The sequence below is a fragment of the Pseudoalteromonas sp. H105 genome (genome assembly GCF_001469215.1).
In the GTDB taxonomy this organism is placed as follows: Bacteria; Pseudomonadota; Gammaproteobacteria; order Enterobacterales; family Alteromonadaceae; genus Pseudoalteromonas.
The window spans coordinates 192,987-214,839 of record NZ_LOFH01000004.1; the positions used below are offsets into that span (position 1 = coordinate 192,987).

Annotated in this window: 21 protein-coding genes; 9 read left to right on the top strand and 12 right to left on the bottom strand. The window is 40.7% G+C overall.

Translation table 11 applies throughout. The features are described from left to right. Positions 1-51 precede the first annotated feature (51 nt). From ATS75_RS08850 to ATS75_RS08865, 4 genes are all read right to left on the bottom strand, one after another. Positions 52-1,272: a hypothetical protein gene (locus ATS75_RS08850; protein ID WP_058560087.1), complete on the bottom strand. Its 1,221-nt coding sequence runs from the start codon at positions 1,270-1,272 to the stop codon at positions 52-54. Next, positions 1,247-2,659, bottom strand: coding sequence for an MBOAT family O-acyltransferase (locus tag ATS75_RS08855; protein ID WP_058560088.1), 1,413 nt, complete (start codon positions 2,657-2,659; stop codon positions 1,247-1,249). The genes ATS75_RS08850 and ATS75_RS08855 overlap by 26 nt, the downstream gene beginning before the upstream one ends. Before the next feature lie 219 nt (positions 2,660-2,878). Beyond that, positions 2,879-4,420 (bottom strand): M56 family metallopeptidase, encoded by a 1,542-nt coding sequence (locus ATS75_RS08860; protein WP_058560089.1) that lies wholly within the window; start codon positions 4,418-4,420, stop codon positions 2,879-2,881. 26 nt (positions 4,421-4,446) lie between these two features. Beyond that, complete coding sequence (locus ATS75_RS08865) at positions 4,447-4,827, bottom strand: BlaI/MecI/CopY family transcriptional regulator (RefSeq protein ID WP_058560090.1); 381 nt, start codon at positions 4,825-4,827, stop codon at positions 4,447-4,449. Between the two features lie 212 nt (positions 4,828-5,039). Between ATS75_RS08865 and ATS75_RS08870 the strand changes: the two genes are divergently transcribed. Then, positions 5,040-5,819, top strand: coding sequence for a DUF2189 domain-containing protein (locus ATS75_RS08870; protein WP_058560091.1), 780 nt, complete (start codon positions 5,040-5,042; stop codon positions 5,817-5,819). A gap of 4 nt (positions 5,820-5,823) precedes the next feature. Here ATS75_RS08870 and ATS75_RS08875 read toward each other — a convergent pair whose 3' ends face one another. Beyond that, complete coding sequence (locus tag ATS75_RS08875; protein WP_058560092.1) at positions 5,824-6,798, bottom strand: GNAT family N-acetyltransferase; 975 nt, start codon at positions 6,796-6,798, stop codon at positions 5,824-5,826. Between the two features lie 169 nt (positions 6,799-6,967). Here ATS75_RS08875 and ATS75_RS08880 point away from each other — a divergent pair, with 169 nt between their 5' ends. Together ATS75_RS08880 and ATS75_RS08885 are read left to right on the top strand one after the other, a co-directional pair. Next, the gene (locus ATS75_RS08880) at positions 6,968-7,429 is read left to right on the top strand and encodes a DUF4920 domain-containing protein (protein WP_058560093.1); all 462 of its coding nucleotides are present in this window, start codon (positions 6,968-6,970) and stop codon (positions 7,427-7,429) included. After that, complete coding sequence (locus ATS75_RS08885; protein WP_058560094.1) at positions 7,422-7,994, top strand: PepSY-associated TM helix domain-containing protein; 573 nt, start codon at positions 7,422-7,424, stop codon at positions 7,992-7,994. Before ATS75_RS08880 ends, ATS75_RS08885 begins: the two co-directional genes overlap by 8 nt. Positions 7,995-8,030: 36 nt before the next feature. Here the strand turns inward: ATS75_RS08885 and ATS75_RS08890 are convergent, their stop codons facing one another. The 3 genes from ATS75_RS08890 to ATS75_RS08900 form a co-directional block, all read right to left on the bottom strand. After that, positions 8,031-9,398, bottom strand: coding sequence for an alkaline phosphatase PhoX (locus tag ATS75_RS08890; protein WP_058560095.1), 1,368 nt, complete (start codon positions 9,396-9,398; stop codon positions 8,031-8,033). 231 nt (positions 9,399-9,629) lie between these two features. Further along, positions 9,630-10,163 carry a cytochrome b gene (locus tag ATS75_RS08895; RefSeq protein WP_058560096.1) on the bottom strand — a complete coding sequence of 178 codons (534 nt, stop codon included), beginning with the start codon at positions 10,161-10,163 and terminating at the stop codon, positions 9,630-9,632. Beyond that, positions 10,150-11,235 (bottom strand): catalase family peroxidase, encoded by a 1,086-nt coding sequence (locus ATS75_RS08900; protein ID WP_058560097.1) that lies wholly within the window; start codon positions 11,233-11,235, stop codon positions 10,150-10,152. Before ATS75_RS08900 ends, ATS75_RS08895 begins: the two co-directional genes overlap by 14 nt. 201 nt (positions 11,236-11,436) lie before the next feature. Here ATS75_RS08900 and ATS75_RS08905 point away from each other — a divergent pair, with 201 nt between their 5' ends. Together ATS75_RS08905 and ATS75_RS08910 are read left to right on the top strand one after the other, a co-directional pair. Continuing rightward, complete coding sequence (locus ATS75_RS08905) at positions 11,437-11,856, top strand: HPP family protein (RefSeq protein WP_058560098.1); 420 nt, start codon at positions 11,437-11,439, stop codon at positions 11,854-11,856. Positions 11,857-12,017: 161 nt separating this feature from the next. Then, positions 12,018-13,199, top strand: coding sequence for a diguanylate cyclase (locus tag ATS75_RS08910; RefSeq protein WP_058560099.1), 1,182 nt, complete (start codon positions 12,018-12,020; stop codon positions 13,197-13,199). Between the two features lie 199 nt (positions 13,200-13,398). Here ATS75_RS08910 and ATS75_RS08915 read toward each other — a convergent pair whose 3' ends face one another. Further along, complete coding sequence (locus ATS75_RS08915) at positions 13,399-13,905, bottom strand: DUF3087 domain-containing protein (RefSeq protein ID WP_058560100.1); 507 nt, start codon at positions 13,903-13,905, stop codon at positions 13,399-13,401. Between the two features lie 139 nt (positions 13,906-14,044). On the opposite strand from ATS75_RS08915, the gene ATS75_RS08920 reads away from it, so the two are divergent. The 3 genes from ATS75_RS08920 to ATS75_RS08930 are packed head-to-tail and all read left to right on the top strand — an operon-like array spanning position 14,045 to position 15,857. Next, on the top strand, positions 14,045-14,683 hold the full coding sequence (locus ATS75_RS08920; RefSeq protein ID WP_058560101.1) for an energy transducer TonB: 639 nt from the start codon (positions 14,045-14,047) through the stop codon (positions 14,681-14,683). Positions 14,684-14,707: 24 nt separating this feature from the next. Then, the gene (locus ATS75_RS08925) at positions 14,708-15,259 is read left to right on the top strand and encodes an RNA polymerase sigma factor (RefSeq protein ID WP_058560102.1); all 552 of its coding nucleotides are present in this window, start codon (positions 14,708-14,710) and stop codon (positions 15,257-15,259) included. Beyond that, the gene (locus tag ATS75_RS08930) at positions 15,246-15,857 is read left to right on the top strand and encodes a hypothetical protein (RefSeq protein ID WP_058560103.1); all 612 of its coding nucleotides are present in this window, start codon (positions 15,246-15,248) and stop codon (positions 15,855-15,857) included. Before ATS75_RS08925 ends, ATS75_RS08930 begins: the two co-directional genes overlap by 14 nt. Positions 15,858-15,935: 78 nt before the next feature. Here the strand turns inward: ATS75_RS08930 and dgt are convergent, their stop codons facing one another. The 3 genes from dgt to ATS75_RS08945 all read right to left on the bottom strand — a co-directional run bounded on the left by dgt (position 15,936) and on the right by ATS75_RS08945 (position 20,451). Then, the gene (dgt, locus tag ATS75_RS08935) at positions 15,936-17,435 is read right to left on the bottom strand and encodes a dGTPase (RefSeq protein WP_058560104.1); all 1,500 of its coding nucleotides are present in this window, start codon (positions 17,433-17,435) and stop codon (positions 15,936-15,938) included. A 51-nt stretch (positions 17,436-17,486) separates the two neighbouring features. After that, positions 17,487-18,371 (bottom strand): hypothetical protein, encoded by an 885-nt coding sequence (locus ATS75_RS08940; RefSeq protein ID WP_058560105.1) that lies wholly within the window; start codon positions 18,369-18,371, stop codon positions 17,487-17,489. Between the two features lie 997 nt (positions 18,372-19,368). Beyond that, on the bottom strand, positions 19,369-20,451 hold the full coding sequence (locus tag ATS75_RS08945) for a hypothetical protein (protein WP_058560106.1): 1,083 nt from the start codon (positions 20,449-20,451) through the stop codon (positions 19,369-19,371). 208 nt (positions 20,452-20,659) lie between these two features. Between ATS75_RS08945 and ATS75_RS08950 the strand changes: the two genes are divergently transcribed. Continuing rightward, a complete protein-coding gene (locus tag ATS75_RS08950) occupies positions 20,660-21,796 on the top strand; it encodes a PQQ-dependent sugar dehydrogenase (protein WP_058560107.1) in 1,137 nt (378 codons plus the stop codon). Positions 21,797-21,853: the final 57 nt, after the last annotated feature.

Genomic DNA, 21,853 nt, shown 5'->3' on the forward strand with positions numbered 1-21,853 from the left:
CGCCAACGTCCTATATTGACGTTGGCGAACGCTTTGCCTAATACCGTGTATTTAAAATATGTTTTGATAGTGCTCGACTAAGTAATCGGTATACGCAATGTCGCCTCGGTAACGCGATAGATGCGTGGTATCGCGATACATATTTGGTGTGATCTGCGGCAGGTTTTGATGGTTTTGCATCTTAATCCCTGTTGCCTCTTCAATCTGCTTCACCACGGCCGCCAAGCGCTTTTCGCCCTCAGGGGTTGTTTTTATCCATTTGCTGTTTTTTGGTAACATCATCACTTCAACGTTTTGTGAAACTCGCTGAAAGTTTTTAACTATATTGATAAAGTGCTCAACGAGCAGGGGCTCAAAGTTCAGCTCTTCTATATCGGCACTGCGAATACGACTGAGACGGTCATTTTTCATTGCATTGTCCGTCTGTGTTACGCGATAATAATCATTAAATATGGCTAACGTTTCCGTTGAGCGTTCTTGTGGCATTGTACCGCCACCTTGCCAATCATAACTCCATTCCTCGCCTTTATAATTTGGGTATTCCTCAGCAAATTTTTCACCCAGTAGCCGCCCTAAACGACGACGCTCAGCAATAATTTCATCATTGTCCTTAAACGTTTGATGTGATTGCGGTGGAAACAGCTCCCGAGCAAAAAAGCTGGTGATCATTTGGGCCGAAATAGAGCCGCGTAAATACTTGATATTAAACAGTCTGATGCCACGGGTTACATCCGTTTTAGCTATTTCCATTAACTCTGCATCACTGGCTAACAAAGTTAAAAACGAATCGAGTACGGGGGATGCGTTACTCCAGCGTGTTTGAGTCGTTTGAAAAGGGTTGAACTCAATCATCGCCAACTTAATTTTGCGATTCTCTTTGTTAAACTCATCTGCGATACGACGTGATAAAAAGTCCTGAAAATAAGGGTTAAGCCCGCCAAATCCAAAATTGAATGATTTAACTTGCTTGCCCTGCTCGGCTAAATCAGCATCAAATTTACGTGGCGAAAACCCTGCACGTGTCATCGATGAGCCAAAAAACATAACCACCTCATTGGGCTCTGTAACTATTTTAGGTAACGCTGCGCGAGACTCTGTGACTCGGCCCAACACCCCCTGTGAGTTAACGCCCATCCCTTGTAAAATAAAATGAATACTTAATAATGCCATAGCCATACATAAGCCAATTGCCAAAATAGCTTTGCCATATAATTTTTGTGATGTCATTGATGACTTACCTTGCTGGTTAGAATTGGAAATAGATAAACTCATTACTTGGCTCCCCGATAAATAAACACACACCTTGACCCAACATCATTAATAGCCAGAACAACCAAGGTTTGTTTTCTAATTTGTCTGCCCCCTTAATCACGTAAAAATCCATAATGTGCACTAGTAACACCCATCCACAGGTCATAATGAAAATAGTCATGGCACTATTACCAGCAGTAATAGTTGAATTAAGCATATGTAAATTCGTGATAATATTTATCGCAGAGGTAAGATCGTTAGCAGCAAAGAACACCCACCCAATCAAGACTAAATAAAAAGTAATGGCCCATTTAATAAAGGTAACAAGCCATGCTGTTGACTGATTAAATCGGGCAAATATTTTAAGTCCAGCAAGGTAATGCGTAGCGGTAATTATGGCGCCATGAAAGGCCCCCCATGCAACAAAAGTCCATGCTGCGCCATGCCATAAGCCACCGAGTAACATGGTTAAAAATACATTTCGTGTCCGGTTGCCGTGTCTATTTCCGCCCAATGAAATATACAAATAATCGCGCAACCAAGTAGAAAGCGAAATATGCCAGCGACGCCAAAAATCAACTGGCGAAAGTGCAAAATAAGGCACTCTAAAATTAAGCGGAATACTAAACCCTAAGATCAATGCAATACCAATGGCCATATCGGTGTAACCCGAAAAATCCCCGTATATTTGCCCCGCAAATGCCAGTACCCCCGTCCAAAGCTCCAATGTGCTAACGGGGCCTTTTGCTTCAAACGCATGCTGCGCCGGAATAGCCAATATGTCTGCGCCTGTTTTTTTAATAAGGCCGACCGTGATCAACAAAAAGCCATGCTTAACAGCCGTGTACTTAGGTAAAGCGATTGCATGCATTTGCGGTAATATATGACTTGCTCGCAGAATAGGCCCTGCTACTAACTGCGGAAAGAAAGACAACGCCGCAACAAACTCCACCAGCCCTTTGCGCGGTTTCATATCTCCACGGTATACATCAATGGTGTAACTTAAACTTTGAAAAGTATAAAAAGAAATACCCACAGGTAGCACCCAACCTAAGGTCTCAATGGAAGCATGATACCCCAACGTAGTTAGCAACTCAGACACAGAATTAAGCGCAAAATCAGCGTATTTAAATACTGCTAAAAGCCCTAAATTTAGAACAATGGACAGTGTGACCCACTGCTTTTTACGTTGTTGGGTTTTTGCTTTATATATCGCTTGAGCAATAAAGTAATCCGCAAGACCACTGCCGACCAGCAACGGAATGAAACTATAATTCCATGCACCATAAAACACCAAACTGCCGACTAATATTAAATAAACTTTGGGCTTTTGTTTTAAAAAAACAAAGCCATAAAACACAATGAAAATGGCAAAAAACCAAAAGAACAGAGGGGTATTAAATATCATATTGCCACCTTTTCCATAGCAAGCCTGATTGAGGCTGTATTAAACAAACTAAACATCCTGGTTACCTTTTTTAGAACGAGTTTGGCTAGCCCACTAATAAGTAGGTTTAAAATCATTCAATTATTAATAAGTTACATGTATAAGTAAGCGCTGATTAACTATCAATAATCAGCGAAACTCTCACATTGATTTACGGGGTATGCGCATTGGCGTTTATCATTAACGTGCTCCATTCGCAATAAGAAGTGATTTAATACGATCAGTGCGCGCACGGTTCAGGGGTGAGCGCAGTTGATAACCATCAGATGCACCCGTTGTGACAGCTAAATTAACATCCGCCCCTCGTTCAATCAGCAACTCTGTCATGGCATAAAAGCCAAAGTAACTTGCATTTATAAGCGGTGTTTCATCACGTGGCACAATGGCGTTAACATCAGCCCCGTTATCAAGTAACAGCCTTGCCAAATCGGTGTTGTTACTCATTGCTGCAACAATAAGGGGGTTACCATCACCACTTGATGACTGATTAACATCCGCCCCTAAGTCAATTAATGCTTGTGCCATTACTTTATTATTTTGTTTTACTGCAATCATTAGTGCGGTGCCATCACCAATAAGAGGAATATTTATATCAACCCCCTCACCTTGTAGTGCTTGTACCGCTTCAATATCATTACGAGAAACCGCTTCAATTAATGCCTGACTTTCAAATTTAGGCAATAATGAATAATGACGCGCATCCTCAGTCGTATGTTTAATGCTAATTTTAGGTGAAAATGTCTGAGTTGCCTGAATAGTTGTAGCGGTAACAGCGGCACAAATTAGCGTAATTACGGTTATTCGTGGCTTTTTAAACTGCTTATTTTCTAACACCGCCCCGACACGATAATTCAACTCTTTTTTCTTACTAAATAACCCCATTGCCAATACACTGCGTTGTTGTGTAACCATTAATTTAGCGCAATCAATTAATGATTGTGCATATAGCTGAGTGCTCTTTAACTCATTTACGGCGCGTAGGTCACACGCAATCTCACGCTCAACATGAATTTGTTTATTTAGTATGCGAATTACTGGGCTCCACCAAAACAAGATGGCGATCACTTCTTGAAATAAACCAAACCAGTTGTCCCCTCGCTTAATATGGGCGTATTCATGCAAGACGATTGCACGTAATTGTTCATGCTTTAGTTGCTCAGTCAGGCTTTTAGGAATAATAATTTTTGGCTCTTTAAGCCCTACAACTAAAGGAGAAGACACTTTATCTGAGGTATAGACGTGGGCATCAATGTGAGTTGAAAGGTCAAGGGCTTGCTCTATAGTCGAACGTATTAAAAATCGTGTTTGAATATAGGATGAAAGCACAGTAAAAGTTCGCCAAACACTGCCCATAAACCATACAAAAACACCTAAACTAAGCAAAAAAGTAAAATTAAACACAATTTCGCTCGGCAAATGCCAACTGTTCACTGGCTTATTAGGGGTATGAGAAGTCAGAGGCGTTAATGCATCTGGTGTGCTTTTAAGCGCATTGACTGGGGCTGAGGTATTTACACTAACAACTGTATTTTCCCCCTCTTGGGTGATCAAACTAAAAGGCAGTACTGTTGCAGCAACAAACGCCGTCATCCAAAGCCAGCTTTTCAATTCTGCACTCAGTGTTATACATCGATTGAGTAACGACAGCCCTATCAGTAAAATAAAACCAATCACTAAGTGGTGAAACGCCAACGTAGTTAATAAAGTATATTCAATCATCATAGCCCTAACATCCTTATACCAATTGATTAATCTTTGCTTTGATCAACTTTACGTTGCAGCGCTTCTAAATCATCAAGGTCTATATCCGTCTCTTGCATTAAATGCTGGGCGAGTACCTTGGGTGATCCACCAAAAAACTTATTCAGCATTGAAGTAAGTGCACTTTGTCGTGCTTCTTTTTGGGTGATTTTAGCGGTGTAAATAAACGCTTTTCCTTCTTTTTTAAAATCAGCGTAGCCCTTCTCAGCAAGGATCTTACAGAGTGTTTGTACCGTGGTGTAAGCTGTTTGCTTTTGCTTTGATAGTTCATCCGTAATATCGCGAACGGATGCATCTCCCTTTTTCCAAAGCACTTCCATAATGCTTTGTTCACCATCAGTTAGTTGCGTAGATTTATTTCTGGCCATCGTATTTACCTTTTAGATTTTCTACTAATTAATTAGTTTTAAATACTATAGCGTGCAAAATACGCTCTATCAACTAATTAATTAGTTTTTAGCTTTATAACGGGTTCTCTATTAATTAATAAGTAGGCTATACATAAAAATACCCTTAATAATTTGTAAATAATCCCCTTGTGTTCTAAACCTAAAGAGTAGCCCCAATAGGAGACTCATTTATGCCGTCAACAAACACAATTGATAAAAACGCCGAGTTTGCACGTTGTTTAGAGTGCAACAAAGTCGATACATTTGCAGCCTTTCACTGGCTTGCGCTAGCGGTAAAAGACATGACTCGCGCTCCCTTGCTCAGCCTTATTTACGGATTAATTTTTACAATTATTCCTTTAGCAATTATTTACAGTGCCCTGTATTCAGGCACTCATTTGGTCATTTTACCTGCCACCGTAGCGTTTGCATTAATTGGCCCAGCGTTTGCTGTAGGTTTGTATGATGTTGCGTGGGAACTTGAAAAAGGGCATAAGCCCACATTAATGCATTCGTTAAAATCGATGTTCAGAAACCCGGTTGGTGAATGGGGATTTGCCATCCTTTTAATGGTTATTATGATTATTTGGATGCGCCTAGCCGCGTTAGTTCATGCGCTATACCCAAGTCATGCCAATCCCACTTTTGAAGAGTTGTCTGCATTTTTGACACTGGGTAGCATTATAGGTGGCATCCTACTGGTAACTGTATTTGCTATTTCAGCCTTTACGCCACAAATTATGATGGAACGACGCGTTGATATTATGACCGCTGTTATGTCATCAATGAACGCGGTAAAACATAACTTTGCAGCAATGATTGTGTGGGCGGTCTGTATATTTGTGTTTGTTGCTTTAGGTTTTGTAACTGGCGGCACGGGATTTATTGTGCTCATGCCACTGCTTAGTTACGCCAGCTGGCATGGCTACATTGCGATTATTAAAACTAAAAAATCACGTGGATATGAATAACGGCTTATAAAAACAATTGCGCCGGGAGGTAAAGCTCTTGGCGCAGTAACTTGCGCCCTTGTTTGAGTCCATTCTTATATGAGGGAATATTACTCGCATCAATATAACCAAAGAAAAGCTCAAAATCCTGAACATGCTCTTGATAATATAAACGCTGCATCGGTGAGGCTAAACCTTGGCCTCTAAATTGTTTAGCAATAAAAATATCACTCACCAATAAACCATTAAAACCCAACTCTTCACTTACCTCGCCCATAACCATCCCTAAAGGCTGACCTTGATAAAATGCCATGCAGCATAAGCCAGATTCAATAGACTCATTCAATTCTTCTTTATCACTGATCGGCACTATATTTGCCATTGCTGGGTTTTCAGTTAGAAACTGGTTGTACTCCTTCTCATACCAAGGCCAATATGTGTCAAACTCAAAAGGCTGCATAGAGATATCCGCTTTTAAAGCAGCACTCACATCAAGTAATGGCGTTTGACAGCCTAATAAAGAGTCAACGGCGCGAGCACCTGGTAATGACAGTAATTGATGTGCTTGTGGTGACGCAGGCGCAGGCCAAACACAAATGTGCTCAGGTTTGCACCAACAAAACACCTTACGAATGTAAGCGACAAGTTTTTTTAAAGCTGATTCAGTGAATGAATGTTCGCTAAAGATTTCAAACATGGTTTCGTCATCATCATTACGACAAACACTTACGATAAATAAATTGCCAATGTTATCTTCAACTACTTGGGCAAATAAGTCGTCGTCAGGCACATCATCACTGATATTTCGCCGCTGGCGTAATTCACTAAAATCATCACTTGTGCAATCGTCATTTAATGCGAGTAAATCCTGACACTCTTTATCGATTGCTTTTTCAGTATCTAGATTGAGTATACTTGTGAGGTTATACGTTTTAAGAATCCCACCACCTAGGCGGCGTAAACACACGTCGTCGATTTTATACAATGGATAATGGCGCATAACTTCCCTCTACAAATCTCATTTAAACCCCATACGGGTACATGAAGACTCTAGGGTTTGCCCTTTGAAATTGCAATACCTAATTACTTATGATTATATTGAAAAAGGATTATGAATCCGTATCTTTCAAATGATTTGACTAAATTTCACTGAACATAAAGGATCGAGGATGAATTTTTGCAAACTCTTAATTTTAATCATTGCAACAATAGGGCTATCAACTGCCAAAGCTGAACAATTTGGCAAACCTGTTGATAGTGCCAGCCTATTAAAAATTTCGACTATAATGGCTGCGCCTGATACCTTCTTAGAGCAACAAGTCACCATTGAAGGGACTGTTGTCGGAGTATGTGCTAAACGAGGGTGCTGGATGACAATTGCCTCTGATAAGCGTTTTCAAAATTTGAAAATCAAGGTTAATGACGGCGATATGGTATTCCCTATGACTGCCAAAGGCAGTAAAGCAATAGCAACAGGACAGCTAAATAAAATCCAACTCAACTTAACCCGCACTAAAGCCTTGCTAGCGCACAGAGCCCAACAAGCTGGGAATGTATTTGACGAAAACACAGTGACAGAGCCAATGGCAATTTATCAACTTGTGCCTACAGGTGTAGAGATTTTTGAGTAAAACAAAAAGAAAAATTAACGGGTATCAATTAAACCGTAGTTTGCATCGTGATGTCGGGTATTTTTGCATTGGTTTAGTGATCATTTTTGCAGTATCGGGCATAGCGGTTAATCACAAAGATGACTGGAACCCGAACTACCGTATTGAGCAAGTGCTCATATCTGCATCAGCCAAAAAGTGGTCACTTGATGACGACACTAAGCTCACTCATCAATTACTTGCGGTTAGTGAGACAAATGAAAAAGTTAAGGCCTCATATTGGGCATCACCAACTCAATTTAAGCTGTTTTTTAAAAATGGCAATAACCTGCTATTAAACCTAAAAGATCACCAAATAGTGTATGAAAAAATAACCCCTCGACATGTATTTCAAGCATTTAACCGCCTACATTTGAACGAGACAAAAGCATCTTGGGTTATATTCTCAGATATTTTTGCTGCGTTACTAATTTTTTTAGCGCTAAGTGGTCTGTTTATGATTAGAGGGAAACACAGCCCTTGGGGTATAAGATCACTGTGGATACTCAGCGGTATCGCCCTTCCTGCGGTGTATATATTGATGTAATAAAGTGAAGGTAAACACCTTCACTTTATCTCATTATTAGCGCTTAAAACTATCCCAAGGGCCGGTAATAGCAAGTGTTTTGGTCGGTTTATAAACATTTACAAATAAAGTGCTGCCATCGGGTGAAAAGCACGCGCCAGCCAACTCTGTTTGCGTTTGTAACTTTGCAAAGTTATACACTTCACCTTTAGGGGTAACACCGCGTAAATGGTTATCAACGATATCAGTGTATTGATCTTCACAAACAATTAAATGGCCATTTGGCGCAACTGTTAGGTTATCGCCAAAGTTAAACAGTGAGCCATCTGTACTTTCAACAAATAACGACACAACCCCTGGATTTTGCGCTTCTTTATCTGTACCTTCAAAAGCGGATGGCACATACTTTATCACTTGCCCTAGTTGCTTTTTACCACCATTGGTACAACAAAAATACAACTCATTATCCCCCCAGTGAATCCCCTCTCCTCGGGCAAACAATGCTGCACCTTGTTGATAACCACGTATTCGTAAATCATCATTCGGACTTTTAGGATCAGCTAAATCAACCCACTCAGCAGCAAATTCTTTTTGAAGTGGCATATCCTGTGTACGCCAATTACGAGTATCAAATTGCGGCTTAGCTTTAATAATCATAGCTTGCAGCTTACCGCCTTTAGCAAGTTTACCGACTTCATTGGGAATAAAGCGGTAAAACACACTATCGCCTTTATCTTCTGTTAAATAAACGATGCCTGTTTTTGGGTCTACCGCTGCAGCTTCATGGTTAAAGCGGCCCATGGCTGTTAACGGTTCAGGTTTGACTAAACCTTGCGCATTAGCCGGAATTTCAAAAATATACCCATGATCTTGCTTTAGGCCATCGGCTTTAGTTGCTGTTGTTTCTTCACAAGTGAGCCATGTCCCCCACGGAGTTATACCGCCAGAACAATTGCGAATAGTGCCAACAAGCGACAAATATTCTTGCTCTTTGTTGCCCGTTTTAAGATTATAAACAATATGACTGGTGCCACCAGGTAGCGCAACGCCCTGACTATCAACGTCATACGCGAGCGAGGTTTTATGAGTTTGTAGGCTTGATTCAGCTTTTGCTAAATCGGTTGGCTTAAGTTCATGATTGCGAACCAGCGCAACGCGTTCGTCATCAAGTGCGATACACCCCATACCATCGGCTTTATCTGGTACCGTAAAGCCATCAGACATTTTATCACCGAGCTGCGAAATAACCTTGTAACTAAAACCAGCTGGTAAATCTAACAACTTGTTATTATCTGCAATTAAAGGCCCGTACGCAGGTAAGTTACTCCCTAAGTCACTTAAAGGTACTTTACCAAACGCACTTCGCGATAGGCCAACAAACGCGAGTGTTCCTGCACTAAATAAAAACTGCCTTCTGTTAATCATGTTTGCTCGATTTATTATTAATGATAAAACTTAGCAACATCATAAATTAAAAAAGTAATAAAAGTAGCTTCAACAATTAATTTCATATAATTGTCACACTTAGCGAGGAACTGATGAGTTTTCAGATTCGAGGACACTCAATATTAGGGTGATTTTATACCTGAATAAAATGTGTGGTGAGCTACGCAAAAATCGAGCTCACCTTACGTTTATATTCTTTTGCTATATGCGTTACTTGCCTTTAAACATAGATGAAAAAACGCCATCGCTTTTTATTAATCCATGATAAAGCGCGGCGCTTATATGCATGAATATCAGCATTAAAAATACCCACGCAACCAACGCATGCACTTCACGAAAAAACGCAAAATAACGAATATCAACGGCAATCAAATTTGGCAAACTAAATAATCCAAATACATTCACAACCCGACCATCCGCATTTTGCATCAACCAACCCGATAACGGCATGAGTAGCATCGCAATATACAGCCCGATATGCGTTATAGAAGCGGCTAAACGCTGCAGTTGACTCAGTTCATTAGGCAGCGAAGGCGATACATTGCGCCAGGTATTGATAAGCCTGATAACCACTAATATAAGCGCAACAACACCAAACGATTTATGTAAAGCAACGGCTTCAACTTGCCACACAGCTAAACTTTGCACCATCGATAAACCCAGAAAAAGCATTGAAATCAGTAGCAGTGCCATCGCCCAGTGCAATAGCCTACTCGTTGCTGAATAGTGTTTAGTTACTTGCATCACCCGCTCCTTCTTGACTAGTTTTACTCTTGTTAAGTAGTGTCTCTGTGGCTCTTCGACGATATGATTGTGCGTATGCTGCGCCTCTTGCCCGTAAAATAGGATCTGCGGTTGCACTCATCCCTTTAGGTAAAACAAGGGGATCAAAATTTTGCGCGCCGCACGCCCCTTCATTTTGAAAACCCCAACCAGTAATAACTAAAGAGCCCGCGTTAATCACTTCGCGCGATGAAGGCCATGGAATAGTTGGATTATTTTCATCATCATTGCTATCAGCAAGCGTAAACTTTAAATCAAACCTGACAGGTTGCTTTTCTATCTGAGAAATAAGTTGCTGCTGTAAGGCATCAGGTGATTGCTTATCAAGCACAGCGACCTCGTGCTCACTCATACTGGGAACGGCTTGCCAACGTACGGCTTGCTTTTCCCCTTGTGCATTATGCAAATAAAATGCATTAATGCTGTTATATTGCTCAGTAGCAAAGCTGTTAGCCGGCGTATAACCTGCTTTCCACTGATTAAACGCTTTACTCTCAGGGTGAGCTTTAAAGAAGGCGCTTATTTTTGCGGGATCACGCTTTCCTGTAGCAGGGTCAGGCGAAAGTGCTTGCAGCTGTTTGTAAAACGCATCAGGCGTTGCTACCGCCATTACGGGTGGGGTATTCATTGCAACCCGCCATTCATCCTCGGTAGCTGTATTGACCACAAACGCCAAACTGCGCACAGGTGCCTTTAAATCGGGTGCCGTAGGGTTATTGCCCGCAATAGAAAAACGCCCTATAAAAGGAGTGCTACCTTGTTTAAATACGGTTGCTGTTGAATACGCTGACAACAAACCCGTTGATTCAAAATTGCCCGAAACACATAACCCCTTAGCATGCGCCCGTCTAAACCCTGCATGCACAGTACTGCCTTGCTGCAAATCAACAAACGCCTGTGCTGTCACTTTATCGCCGTTAAAAACCCCAGCAAAATATAAGGTGGCTGTAGCAAATACACTCATGGAAGCTGCTAATGCACAGACACGAAAAACGGAAATGGCAGGCTTGTTACTGCGTGTCACTTTGATCATCTTTAAATAGCCTTTTTATTTACGATTTAACCCTCCCTTACAGACCGCCATTAGAAAGAATTAATTTCAATCCTGCTACTAAGAACCTCACTTACCATCATAAAAAGTACGCTTAACTAAATAAACATTGATCTCACCAAGGTGTAATTAGCCATATTCAAGCTAGACTTACTTACTACCAATCAAAAGATGGACTTAACAATGATTCACCATGTAGCTGATTTAATGACCCCCGCCCCATTGGCCATCAAAGCGGATAACACCTTGCATGATGCACACAATTTAATGAAAGAAAAAAACATCCGTCATATACCCGTGATCAATGAAAATGGTGCGCTAGTGGGCATGTTGACGCAGAAGATATTGATTGCCCAGGTAATGGGTATCATGGCTAACTACAGCTCCACAGCCCTTGAACGAAAAGAAAAACAAACTAAAATTCACGACATCATGGCAACAGACTTCACCAGTATTACACCTGAACAACCTTTGCGTGAAGTCGCACACTTTTTCGTTGAAAATCGCCATGGTTGCATGCCAGTGGTTGATACGGATAACAACTTAGTCGGTATTTTAACATCGTCAGATTTTGTACGCTTAGCCGCCGCGCTATTATCATAGTAATTTAGTGAACGCAGAGGATCCTTTGCCTGCCTAACGGGTTACTTTATTGTGCAAAATTAAATACTCAGGCTATATTTAAAGTGATACGAAAAATAACAGCATGGCTTGTAATACCTACCATGCTTATTTTATTTAATACGTTTTAAGGCATATTAACGTTGAGCGAAGAACAAACCAGCGACACAATACATAACCCTCGAAAAATGATGACAAGAATTTACGTTATTTCTTTGTCTATTATTGCCCTACTCGCTATTGCTGCTCACATGTTGTTAAACTCGGTAATCGAGCAACAGCTACAAACCGGAAAAATCATTAATGTCAGTGGTCAACAGCGTATGTTATCTCAGCGCGCAACCTTATTTACACTCGACTATTTAGAAACCGGTTCAATTGCCGCTAAAAACACAGCACAGCAAGCTATAGACAAAATGGTCTCAAATCATGACGAGTTGTTAACTGATCACTATAAAGCCTTATCAAGTAATATGCCTTCGCCGCTTTCAAGCGACATGCTCAACCTCTACTTCAACAAAGATAACAATATTGACGCACAACTAACACGTTTTGTAAGCTTGATATCAGAGACGCTTTCGTCCCCCCCTCGTGACATAGACGTTTTTAGCTCTGAGGGTTTAGAATTTAAAGAGATGGCAAAGGAGCCATTACTAACTGCACTGCATAATGTTGTTGGCCTTTACGAAAAAGAAAGCTTAGATGAAGTCGATAACCTGCGTTCAGCACAACAAGTTGTACTCATCATCACTATTTTCACTATTTTAATTGAAGCCGTGTTTGTGTTTAGGCCCATGGTTTCAAAAATTAGCGCCTTTGCCCGTCGCTTACAATGGGAAGCAACCCATGACTACCTCTCAGGTATTTTTAACAGACGCGCTTTTTTTATGATTGGTGAAAAGCTGCTAAGTAATAATAAACGCAACAAAAAACCATCCAGTATCATCATGATTGATATTGATAAGTTCAAAGCTGTTAATGATAAATATGGCCATGCCGTGGGCGATGTCGCCATTCAACACGTTGCACGTATAACAAAAGGAAATATAAGAAGCTCTGATGTGTTAGCAAGATTTGGCGGCGAAGAGTTTGTGATTTTTCTCCCTGAAACAGACGTTCATGGCGCTGTGACTTTAGCTGAAAAAATACGCAAAAAGATAAACGAAACCGCCCTCTCAGTAAAAAAAGAAAACATCACTATTAGTGCAAGCTTTGGTGTATCTGCAAGTTTACTTAGCGATGACTCCCTAGAGCTATTAATTCAAAAAGCAGACGACCGATTATACGTTGCCAAAGAAAGTGGGCGCAATAAAGTAGAAGTGTAAGCTAATGCTTTTGAAGTTTTAACCTACGCAGCCATCTTAGCCCTGATTGGCTTGCTGAGCTTGAACAGTGTCAGTGACAAGTAAGAGCCTATATTCAACCATTAACCGGTTAACACACATTTAATACCAATAGAAACACACTAAAAAGCTCGGCAATTGCCGAGCTTTTTAGTGTTTAATGGTTTACCGATTCACATTATTAAAATGCCTTCAAAATAGCATCATCATAATCATCCGCGTTTAACGTTAAATTAAACTTTTCAGCCACACTATCAAGTTCTGCTTGTTTAATGGCTAGCTCATCCATGGTGAGGGTGTTGTCATCGAGCTGCCACAATAAACGTGACCCCGCATAACTATAGTGAATGGCCAGCAATGCATCTGCATTTCCTTCACGCCCTGCAGCTTTAAGCTTTGGCATTTTACGGGTTATTTTATTAAGCGCTTGTTTCAGCTCCCACACATATACCACTTCGGTCATGTAGTCATGGGTGCGGTATTTATTGAGTAAATAGGCAATGGCTAAACTGGTTACCACCACACCCAACAAGTTCCAATGAAAGTGACTGCCGCTTTCATCCGGAAACAGTAAAATTAAGGTTTGCGAAATAGCTAAACTGCCCGCAGCTAACGCCACGCCACAGCCGATAATAACGCGGTTTAAATGCTTGCGATAACGCGCTTTATCAATTTGAATTAGTTTCATAACTGCCCAATAAATTTAAAAAAAATACTATACCCAAGCCCGCACACAAAAACGAAACTTTTTAAAATATATTTCACCCCTTTTTAATTTACCGCACGTTTTAGTGATAAATACACCATTAATGACCGAGGATTTGCTTATGCAAACAGTAGATTTCCCCCAAACAAATAACGCCTTAAAAACCACTACCGCAATTGTAGGTGGTGCAGCCATGACCTTTGCCGCCTTTGCCTTTATGCAGTACTTAATAACTGGTGAGCAACGGGCAACAAACTTTAACGGCGACACTGTCGTTGTTGAAATATTCAAAGTACCAGAAGACACTAAAGTGCAACAAAAGCAAACATTGCCACCGCCGCCAAAAATGCAAACGCCACCCAAAGTGCCACCGCGTACACCGCCAAGCACAGATACGAACATCGTCACCACCGCGATTACGCCTAACATTAGCATTGACAAAATAGGCAATGATTTTAATACAAACCTAACGCGCCCAACGGGCGATGCCACGCCTATTGTGCGTATAAACCCTAAGTACCCCACCATTGCAGCACGTGAAGGCATTGAAGGTTGGGTACAATTAAGCTTTAATGTATCTCCAACAGGGGAAGTTATTGATGCGCAAGTGATTGATGCAGAGCCAAAACGCATCTTCAACAAAGAAGCGTTAAGAGCAATCAAACGGTGGAAATATCGCCCTAAAGTGATTGATGGCATAGCACAGGTGCAAACAGGCCAAAGCGTGCAGCTTGATTTTAAATTAGACCAAACCCAGTAGCGCGAATACAAATTGATGGTGCCTATGCTTACAAGTTTAAAATCATGGTTTATTAGTCAACCAAGTGACGATCACTTAGCTGACTACGCAAAAAGTGGCGACACCCGCCACTTAACCAAGCTCGTCACCCTGTTTGGTAACGACTTATATCATTATTTAGTAACGCAAAGTAATGAGCAACTCGCCTTTGATATAAGCCAGCAAACGTGGTTAAAAGTGATGGAAAAACGCCATCACTATCAACCTCAGGCAAACCCAAAAGCGTGGCTATTTCGTTTAGCCCGCAATGCATTAATTGATGAATACCGCAAGCAACAGCGCTTTGTAGAGCTTGAAGACAGCACCGTGATTGCAGCAAAAAGCACAGAGCAAGCTTTTGATTACGACACGTTTAATGCGGCGTTAATGCAATTAAGCTTTGTCCAACGCGAAGCCCTCAGCCTACAACAAGAAGGCTTTTCACTTGACGACATACAACATATTACGCAAAGCAATCATGAAACCGTAAAAACACGGCTACGTTATGCAAAACAAAACTTAAAAATCATACTAGGAGCTGACAATGACCAAGCATAACGAGCAATTTGAACACCAACTTGATAAACACTTTAGCGAGCGCAAAAAACACCATACGCTCAGCGCAGAGCAACGCGCCACATTAACGCAACTCTCACAAAGCGCAGCAAACAAAAAGCCCACCCGCTTTTTACTCCCGCTACAAATGACCGGCCTTGCCTGCGCGCTGGTCGTGCTCGGCTTTACTATGTTTAACACCAATGAAAAGCAAACGGCACTTAACACCTATGCAGTGCAGCAAAGTAACTATCATTTTATAGAAGTTCACCAAGTCGACAGCGCTGGCAGCTATTTAAGTGAAATAACAACACAAAAACAAAGGCTTGATGACAAGCTCGCCGCCGACCTGCGCCTGCACCAACAGCGCTACATAGAATACGGAAAGTTAGTCAACGTCGATGACGACTGGTACATCGCCAGCTGCCACAACGAAGTACTCATTCAAATAAAAAACTCATTATTGGATGACCTAAACACCAAACACGCCATTGAAAGCGGCATCACCACGGGTGACATGCTCGCCATGGCCCACAACAGTCAAGGGCAAATTATCGCGCTTAAGCATGCGGGAGATGGGGTAAAGGTTTGTAGGAGTTAGATGCTTTGCTTCGTTTACAACGATAAAATAAATAATATCTACTCAAGGGTTTTATTCCATGAATAGTATGTACAAATGTTATTCTGACACAGTGAGTATTTTATATGTGTCATAAGCAAATTGATCCGTCATTCCACTAACAAAATCTTGCAATAAGCGACACCTAAAATAAAACTCATAAATTGGCTGCTTTCTTTCTTTATCATTGAGGTCAGCGACAGTATGCTTATACACTTCTATGAACTTTCCTGATATCCGGTTTAGTAATCGAGTCTCTACTGGTAAGGTCTTTTCTTTATTAATTATTTTATTAAAACTTTCTGCACTTAAGTCTAGTAATCGTTGATACTCATTTAAAATCCCTGATGTAATTTTGTATCCTTGCAACTCAAGCTTTTCTACCTCTGGATGGCAAAAAACATGTTTAAAGGCAACGTTCTTAAGTGACTTAGTAATAGCATGTTGATATCCACCATCTTCAAGAAGCGATTGATTAAAACTGCCATCATAGATTTCCTTTATATTATCTACAAATCGTGTTGATGCGTGATTAACAAGTGGATGTATTAAACCAACTCGAAGCCATATAAAGAATTCGTTTTCAAGATTAGTAGGGTTCTCTTTAGCCTTTTTATATGCGTATTCACACTTTCTTTCCATGAAAGTTTCATCACCTTGGTTAGTTAGTTTATATCCATCAATAATGCTTGAATACTCTTTAACCAATAAGCTTTTAAGTATTTCGACTTTAATAAAACCTTTTTCAACAGCATCTTCCATGTCAGCTAAACAGTATGCAATATCGTCAGCCGCTTCCATAATATAAGATGCTATATGTCGGTTTCCAGCTTCAATCTGTAACTTGTCATACAGCTCCATTACAAAAGCTTGCTCGCTGTAATAATAACCAACCTTCTTTTTTAGATAACTTCTTGAATCTGTACTTTCGGGTCTCACTTCTGTCGCACAACGAGTATACTTTAGAATACTTGCGGTTTGGCAGTAAGTTAAATTTAAAGCTGAGAGGCTATGTATAATTCGAATTGCTTGAGCATTCCCTTCAAAGTTGCATAAATCAAATAATAGTTTTTCTTCTACTGTATTTAAAAGAAAATTCTTCTTGTCAAAAAAGATCCTTGCAACATTTTTATAATGTTTATGATTTATAAAATACTTAGAAAACCAATCATTTATAGCAGACTCACCAAAATGACCAAACGCAGGGTTACCAATATCGTGCATTAAGCACGCCATTTCAACTAATGTAACAAGCTGCTCAGCTAAAGACTCTTCAGTTTCATTTTCTTCATAAGTTAATATGTCACCCAAACCTTTTTCTTTAAGGAGTTTAATAATAGTTTTGGAAATAAAACGCCCATTTTGTTGCACCTCGAGTGAATGAGTTAAACGAGAGCGAACAGCAGCATTACGCTCAAGAGGAAAAACCTGAGTTTTCTGTTGTAACCTTCTTAATGCAGCACTATTAATAATTCGACCTCGATCACTCTCAAGGCTGCTAGCTAATGAAGCTTGCTCACTTTTAGGTCTCAATTTATTGATTTTATTTATTAACTTCATATTTATTCCATTAAAATGATAATTAAGCTGACTAACTTAATAAAATAATTTTTACATATTGTTTTTTATTCTTATAGGCTGAATTTCTTCAATTAAGCTTTTGAGATCTAAATTAGGTAGTTGCCCCCTCTTGACTTTACCCGCCAGATATTTAGGAAATTTGGTTCTTAAGTAAATATCATCCAGCCACTTCCTAAACTCACCCAAGGACTCAATAGGATATATCCAAGCATCAGGGTTTTTTTGAGGAAAATTTTCTGGAAATTTATGTTGAAACTTAACCCTTGAGCCAAACTTTTCATCATAACTTTTTGCAACCCACTCTTTACCCCAAGCCAGCCCGACACTAATATCGGGCATTGTTTGAGAATCCAGCGGCATCCCTTTCCGAATACTAGTTATTAGAATATTAGCTATCTCAGAGAAAACACTAAAAAAACCTGAAGGTAATTCGTTTAAAGTTATACGCTCGTGAAATGTTTGCCAGTAATCTGGAACTCCATCACTTTGTGAGTACCCTGTGCGTTGATAAATATATGTGCGAAGACTTAATCTTGCCAAATTTCTGTAATTAGTTTTAGCTTGTTCCGATGTATAAGGAGCCTCAAACGCATAGTACTCAAGAATAGCCATACAATTAATATCGTTTATGACATCATTCATAACCCCATTTATTGGAGTAGGGATGTATAAACCTACCGAACTTTTACCTTGGGACTCAATTAACCCCTTAATTACTTGTCCTTTTGCTGTATGTTTTTGTTCATCCCAATTTTTAATTAAACATGCTATATCAGCTTCTGTAGTACCGCATAAAAGCGCTAAACCACGTATTCCTAAATAAGGAGTCCCATCATTAAGTACACCCATATCTACGCCATCATTACCTGTGTAAGAGATTAATGATGTCGACTTATTACCACTATCATTTGGCATTTAAATTCCTTGTCTTTGTTTATTAAAAATTTGTACCACATACTTGTTTAAAAACCAATCTACCACAAAAATTATTCTTATGATTTACTACTAAAGTAATTTTATATGGTCGCAGGAAAGAAAATTTTGAAAGGAAGAGTTACTTAGCTTCAAGTTTTGTATATTGCCAGAACCAAATACTAACCTCACGTTTGACACCCTTCCCCATCATCACGCCCTGAAATAAGTATTTGATGAGTAATTCATTTCATGGCAGGAATTTGTCGTGACTTCGCCAAGGGTGAAAAGCGTAGCTTTGAACGAGAGGCCACGGATGGCCGAACGGGGGAGCGTACATGGATGTAAAAGTCGGCAAATACACGGCATTTACGTTCACATCAATTGATTATTTGAAGGAAATAACGTGATGCTCGGGTGGCGCTGGGTGACGAGTGACCGAAACGAAGTTTCGCAGCGCGAGGAAGTGGAAGCATGGATGCTGACAAGAACCAAGCTTCAGGGATGAATTACTTGCAGCAGAGCTAAGTTTGAGAAGCTATAGCCCCTTTTTGGCTGCCGTCGCCAGCGCGACAAAACCTTGAATAAGGTTTCTAATGTAGGTCGCGGATTTATCCCGACAAAATAAGTTCAGAGTTAACGAGTAAAAACCGTTAGCCATATCGATAAACCACTCGCGCCAGCAAGCTTAGCGCCTACGGTGGCTCACTTAACATTGATGTTAAATAATTCGTGGCTAAAGCTATCTCCTACACCACTTTTTAACCTCTGTGCAGCGAAACGCCTCTGCACCCTCTGTGGTGAAATTCACTTTTTCGCCCTAAAGGACGACCTACAATTCAAACCTGTTGGGTTTCGTTGCACTCTACCCAACCTACAAACACGCGCGCCAGCAAGCTTAGCGCCTACGGTGTTTAACTTATCACTGGTATTAAACTCTTATCAGCGAAACGCCTCTGTGCCCTGTGGTGACATTCACTTTTTCGCCCTACAGAGCGATCTACTTTTTAAACTGATAATCTTTTATATAACGATAATCAAATTCGGTGTCGTCTAACACTTGGCAGTGGTCGTTAAAGTCATCACTGAGCATGCCATGGATATCAATTTTTACTGATTGCTCTTCAATATTTTTGGCAAAGCTGCTGAGTAACTGCCTGCCTTTTTTAGCATCGAAATAGCAGCCAAATTCGTAAATGCTGTAAAGTCTTGCAAAGCTATCGCCGCCCTCTTCTGCTTGCTTGATGAGTGCGGCGCCTTTTTTGCTATCGCGTATTTTGCCTAGTATAAATTGAGCGCGCGGGTTACTTTTTTGCTCTGCTAAATAACGCAGTATTAACTGTGCTTGGTAACTATCTTGCGGGTATTTACCTAAGTAGCGCCCGTGAACATCAAACTGCCTACCTGAATAGTAAGCAAAAGCATAAGTAAGTGCTTTATGCTCATTTATTGCAGCAAGCGCTTCATCACTGGTATCAATGTGTTTATCACGAAATTCGGCTGCATGCTGTGCTTGCTGATTATTTTCATGTTCTATGTACTGAGCTTCTTGAAAAATCAGCATCGCAATGGCAACAAGGTAGCCAACAACAAAAGTCAGTACCAGCACCAAAGGTAGAACAACAAACCACCTGTTTTTTAACTTTTTTTGTTGTAGGTAATCGGGGCACGCAAAAAACGCATCAAATGCTTTGTAGTCATGCATTGAGATGTTGATACGTGAAAGGTAGGCCGCGCTCCAAGCGCCGAGAACATAAACGCCAATCAAAATAACTGACAGCACATTGCCACCAATCACTATTTGCACATCCCAGGCAATTAAAACAATACACGCGTGAGACACACAACCGATTACAGCAAATAATCGTTCATAGCCACGGCCATGAAACCGAACAGCTAAACCTATTAACGCGCCGCTGAGCCATAGCATAACAGTCGCTGCTGCTGGCTTTAACTCATAAACAAACATCCATAACACTAAAATTGGTATACACCAAAAGACAGCGCCGAGTGCGGCTGCCAATGCATTTTGTTTTGTTATTTTTTCTAGTACATTATTTTGAAAGTTGCCCTGAGCTGACACGGTAAGTCCCTATACGCTTGTAAAAACAGTTAATATATTCTATTTCTCACGTCATTACACCCCTAGTACAAGACACAGCATAAGGAGTAACCAAGACCTCCACCTATCTCATTTTTTATACAGCTAATCGCACTTTGTTGAATCCTAGTGACAATTTGATGCGTATCACGCTATTGTAGTATCAGCCGATTTAATTGATGGAGTTAATATGAAAAAGTCTTTGTGCACTAGTGTGGTTTTGAGCCTGCTGGGGCTGGGTTCTATGTTTGTCAGCGCGCAGCCTGAGCAACCGATTCCTGTTGCTAAAAGCGCAGATAAGTATGAACTTGAATTAGTTGCCAAGGGAGTTCAAATTCCATGGGGTATGGTGTGGCTTAACGAACAAGACTTGTTAGTGACAGACCGCGCCGGTGAGCTTAGATTGATCCGCAATGGTAAACTGGTAGAACAGCCTATTAGTGGTGTGCCAAAAGTACATGCTGAGCGACAAGGTGGTTTACTGGATATAGAGCTTGACCCAAATTTTAAAGACAATGGCTGGATTTACTTATCTTACTCAGGCTATGAAGGCGATGAGGAAGGCTATAACACCTCGATTATGCGTGCTCGATTAAAAGGCATGGCGCTCATAGATCAGCAATTATTGTTCGATGGCGGCCCAAACACCAAAACAACCTATCATTATGGTTCGCGTATCGAGTTTGATAAAGACGGGTATCTTTATTTTTCAATCGGCGATCGCGGTAACCGCGATGTACACCCGCAAAATCTAGCCCATGACGCGGGTAAAATTCACCGTATCAATGCAGATGGTTCTATTCCAACATCAAACCCGTTTTATAATAAAAAAGATGCACGTCAAAGTATTTATTCATACGGCCACCGTAACCCACAAGGCATGGCGATGCACCCAGAAACAGGTGCTATATGGACTCATGAGCATGGCCCGCGTGGGGGCGATGAAGTGAATATAATTAAACCGGGTGCAAACTATGGCTGGCCTGAAATAACCTACGGCATTAATTACAACGGCAGCACCATTACCGATGAAACATCACGCGAAGGCATGCAACAGCCTGATTGGATTTGGGTGCCGTCTATTGCGCCATCGGGTATGCAATTTGTTAGTAGTGATAAATACCCACAATGGCAAGGCAGTATCGTGATTGGCTCGATGAAGTTTGCTCACTTAGTGCTACTTGAACTCGATGGCAGTGAAATAACAGGCCACAGTAAACTATTTGAAGGGGCTGGCCGAGTAAGAAGTATTTCAACCCACCCGAATGGTGATTTATACCTAGGCATTGATGGCATGGGTATATTCAAAATTGTACCAAAAAGCTAATTTAACCACCCATATCACTTTGCTGATATAAACAAAAAAGCCGGGGCTTAGTTTTAA

Coding starts and splice junctions, on each gene's coding strand:
- ATS75_RS08920 (WP_058560101.1), top strand. CDS start 14,045: ATGCAAACAGTAGATTTCCCCCAAACAAATAACGCCTTAAAAACCACT.
- ATS75_RS08930 (WP_058560103.1), top strand. CDS start 15,246: ATGACCAAGCATAACGAGCAATTTGAACACCAACTTGATAAACACTTT.
- ATS75_RS08925 (WP_058560102.1), top strand. CDS start 14,708: ATGCTTACAAGTTTAAAATCATGGTTTATTAGTCAACCAAGTGACGAT.
- ATS75_RS08890 (WP_058560095.1), bottom strand. CDS start 9,398: ATGATTAACAGAAGGCAGTTTTTATTTAGTGCAGGAACACTCGCGTTT.
- ATS75_RS08915 (WP_058560100.1), bottom strand. CDS start 13,905: ATGAAACTAATTCAAATTGATAAAGCGCGTTATCGCAAGCATTTAAAC.
- ATS75_RS08860 (WP_058560089.1), bottom strand. CDS start 4,420: ATGATGATTGAATATACTTTATTAACTACGTTGGCGTTTCACCACTTA.
- dgt (WP_058560104.1), bottom strand. CDS start 17,435: ATGAAGTTAATAAATAAAATCAATAAATTGAGACCTAAAAGTGAGCAA.
- ATS75_RS08900 (WP_058560097.1), bottom strand. CDS start 11,235: ATGATCAAAGTGACACGCAGTAACAAGCCTGCCATTTCCGTTTTTCGT.
- ATS75_RS08940 (WP_058560105.1), bottom strand. CDS start 18,371: ATGCCAAATGATAGTGGTAATAAGTCGACATCATTAATCTCTTACACA.
- ATS75_RS08875 (WP_058560092.1), bottom strand. CDS start 6,798: ATGCGCCATTATCCATTGTATAAAATCGACGACGTGTGTTTACGCCGC.
- ATS75_RS08895 (WP_058560096.1), bottom strand. CDS start 10,163: ATGCAAGTAACTAAACACTATTCAGCAACGAGTAGGCTATTGCACTGG.
- ATS75_RS08905 (WP_058560098.1), top strand. CDS start 11,437: ATGATTCACCATGTAGCTGATTTAATGACCCCCGCCCCATTGGCCATC.
- ATS75_RS08950 (WP_058560107.1), top strand. CDS start 20,660: ATGAAAAAGTCTTTGTGCACTAGTGTGGTTTTGAGCCTGCTGGGGCTG.
- ATS75_RS08850 (WP_058560087.1), bottom strand. CDS start 1,272: ATGAGTTTATCTATTTCCAATTCTAACCAGCAAGGTAAGTCATCAATG.
- ATS75_RS08855 (WP_058560088.1), bottom strand. CDS start 2,659: ATGATATTTAATACCCCTCTGTTCTTTTGGTTTTTTGCCATTTTCATT.
- ATS75_RS08865 (WP_058560090.1), bottom strand. CDS start 4,827: ATGGCCAGAAATAAATCTACGCAACTAACTGATGGTGAACAAAGCATT.
- ATS75_RS08880 (WP_058560093.1), top strand. CDS start 6,968: ATGAATTTTTGCAAACTCTTAATTTTAATCATTGCAACAATAGGGCTA.
- ATS75_RS08870 (WP_058560091.1), top strand. CDS start 5,040: ATGCCGTCAACAAACACAATTGATAAAAACGCCGAGTTTGCACGTTGT.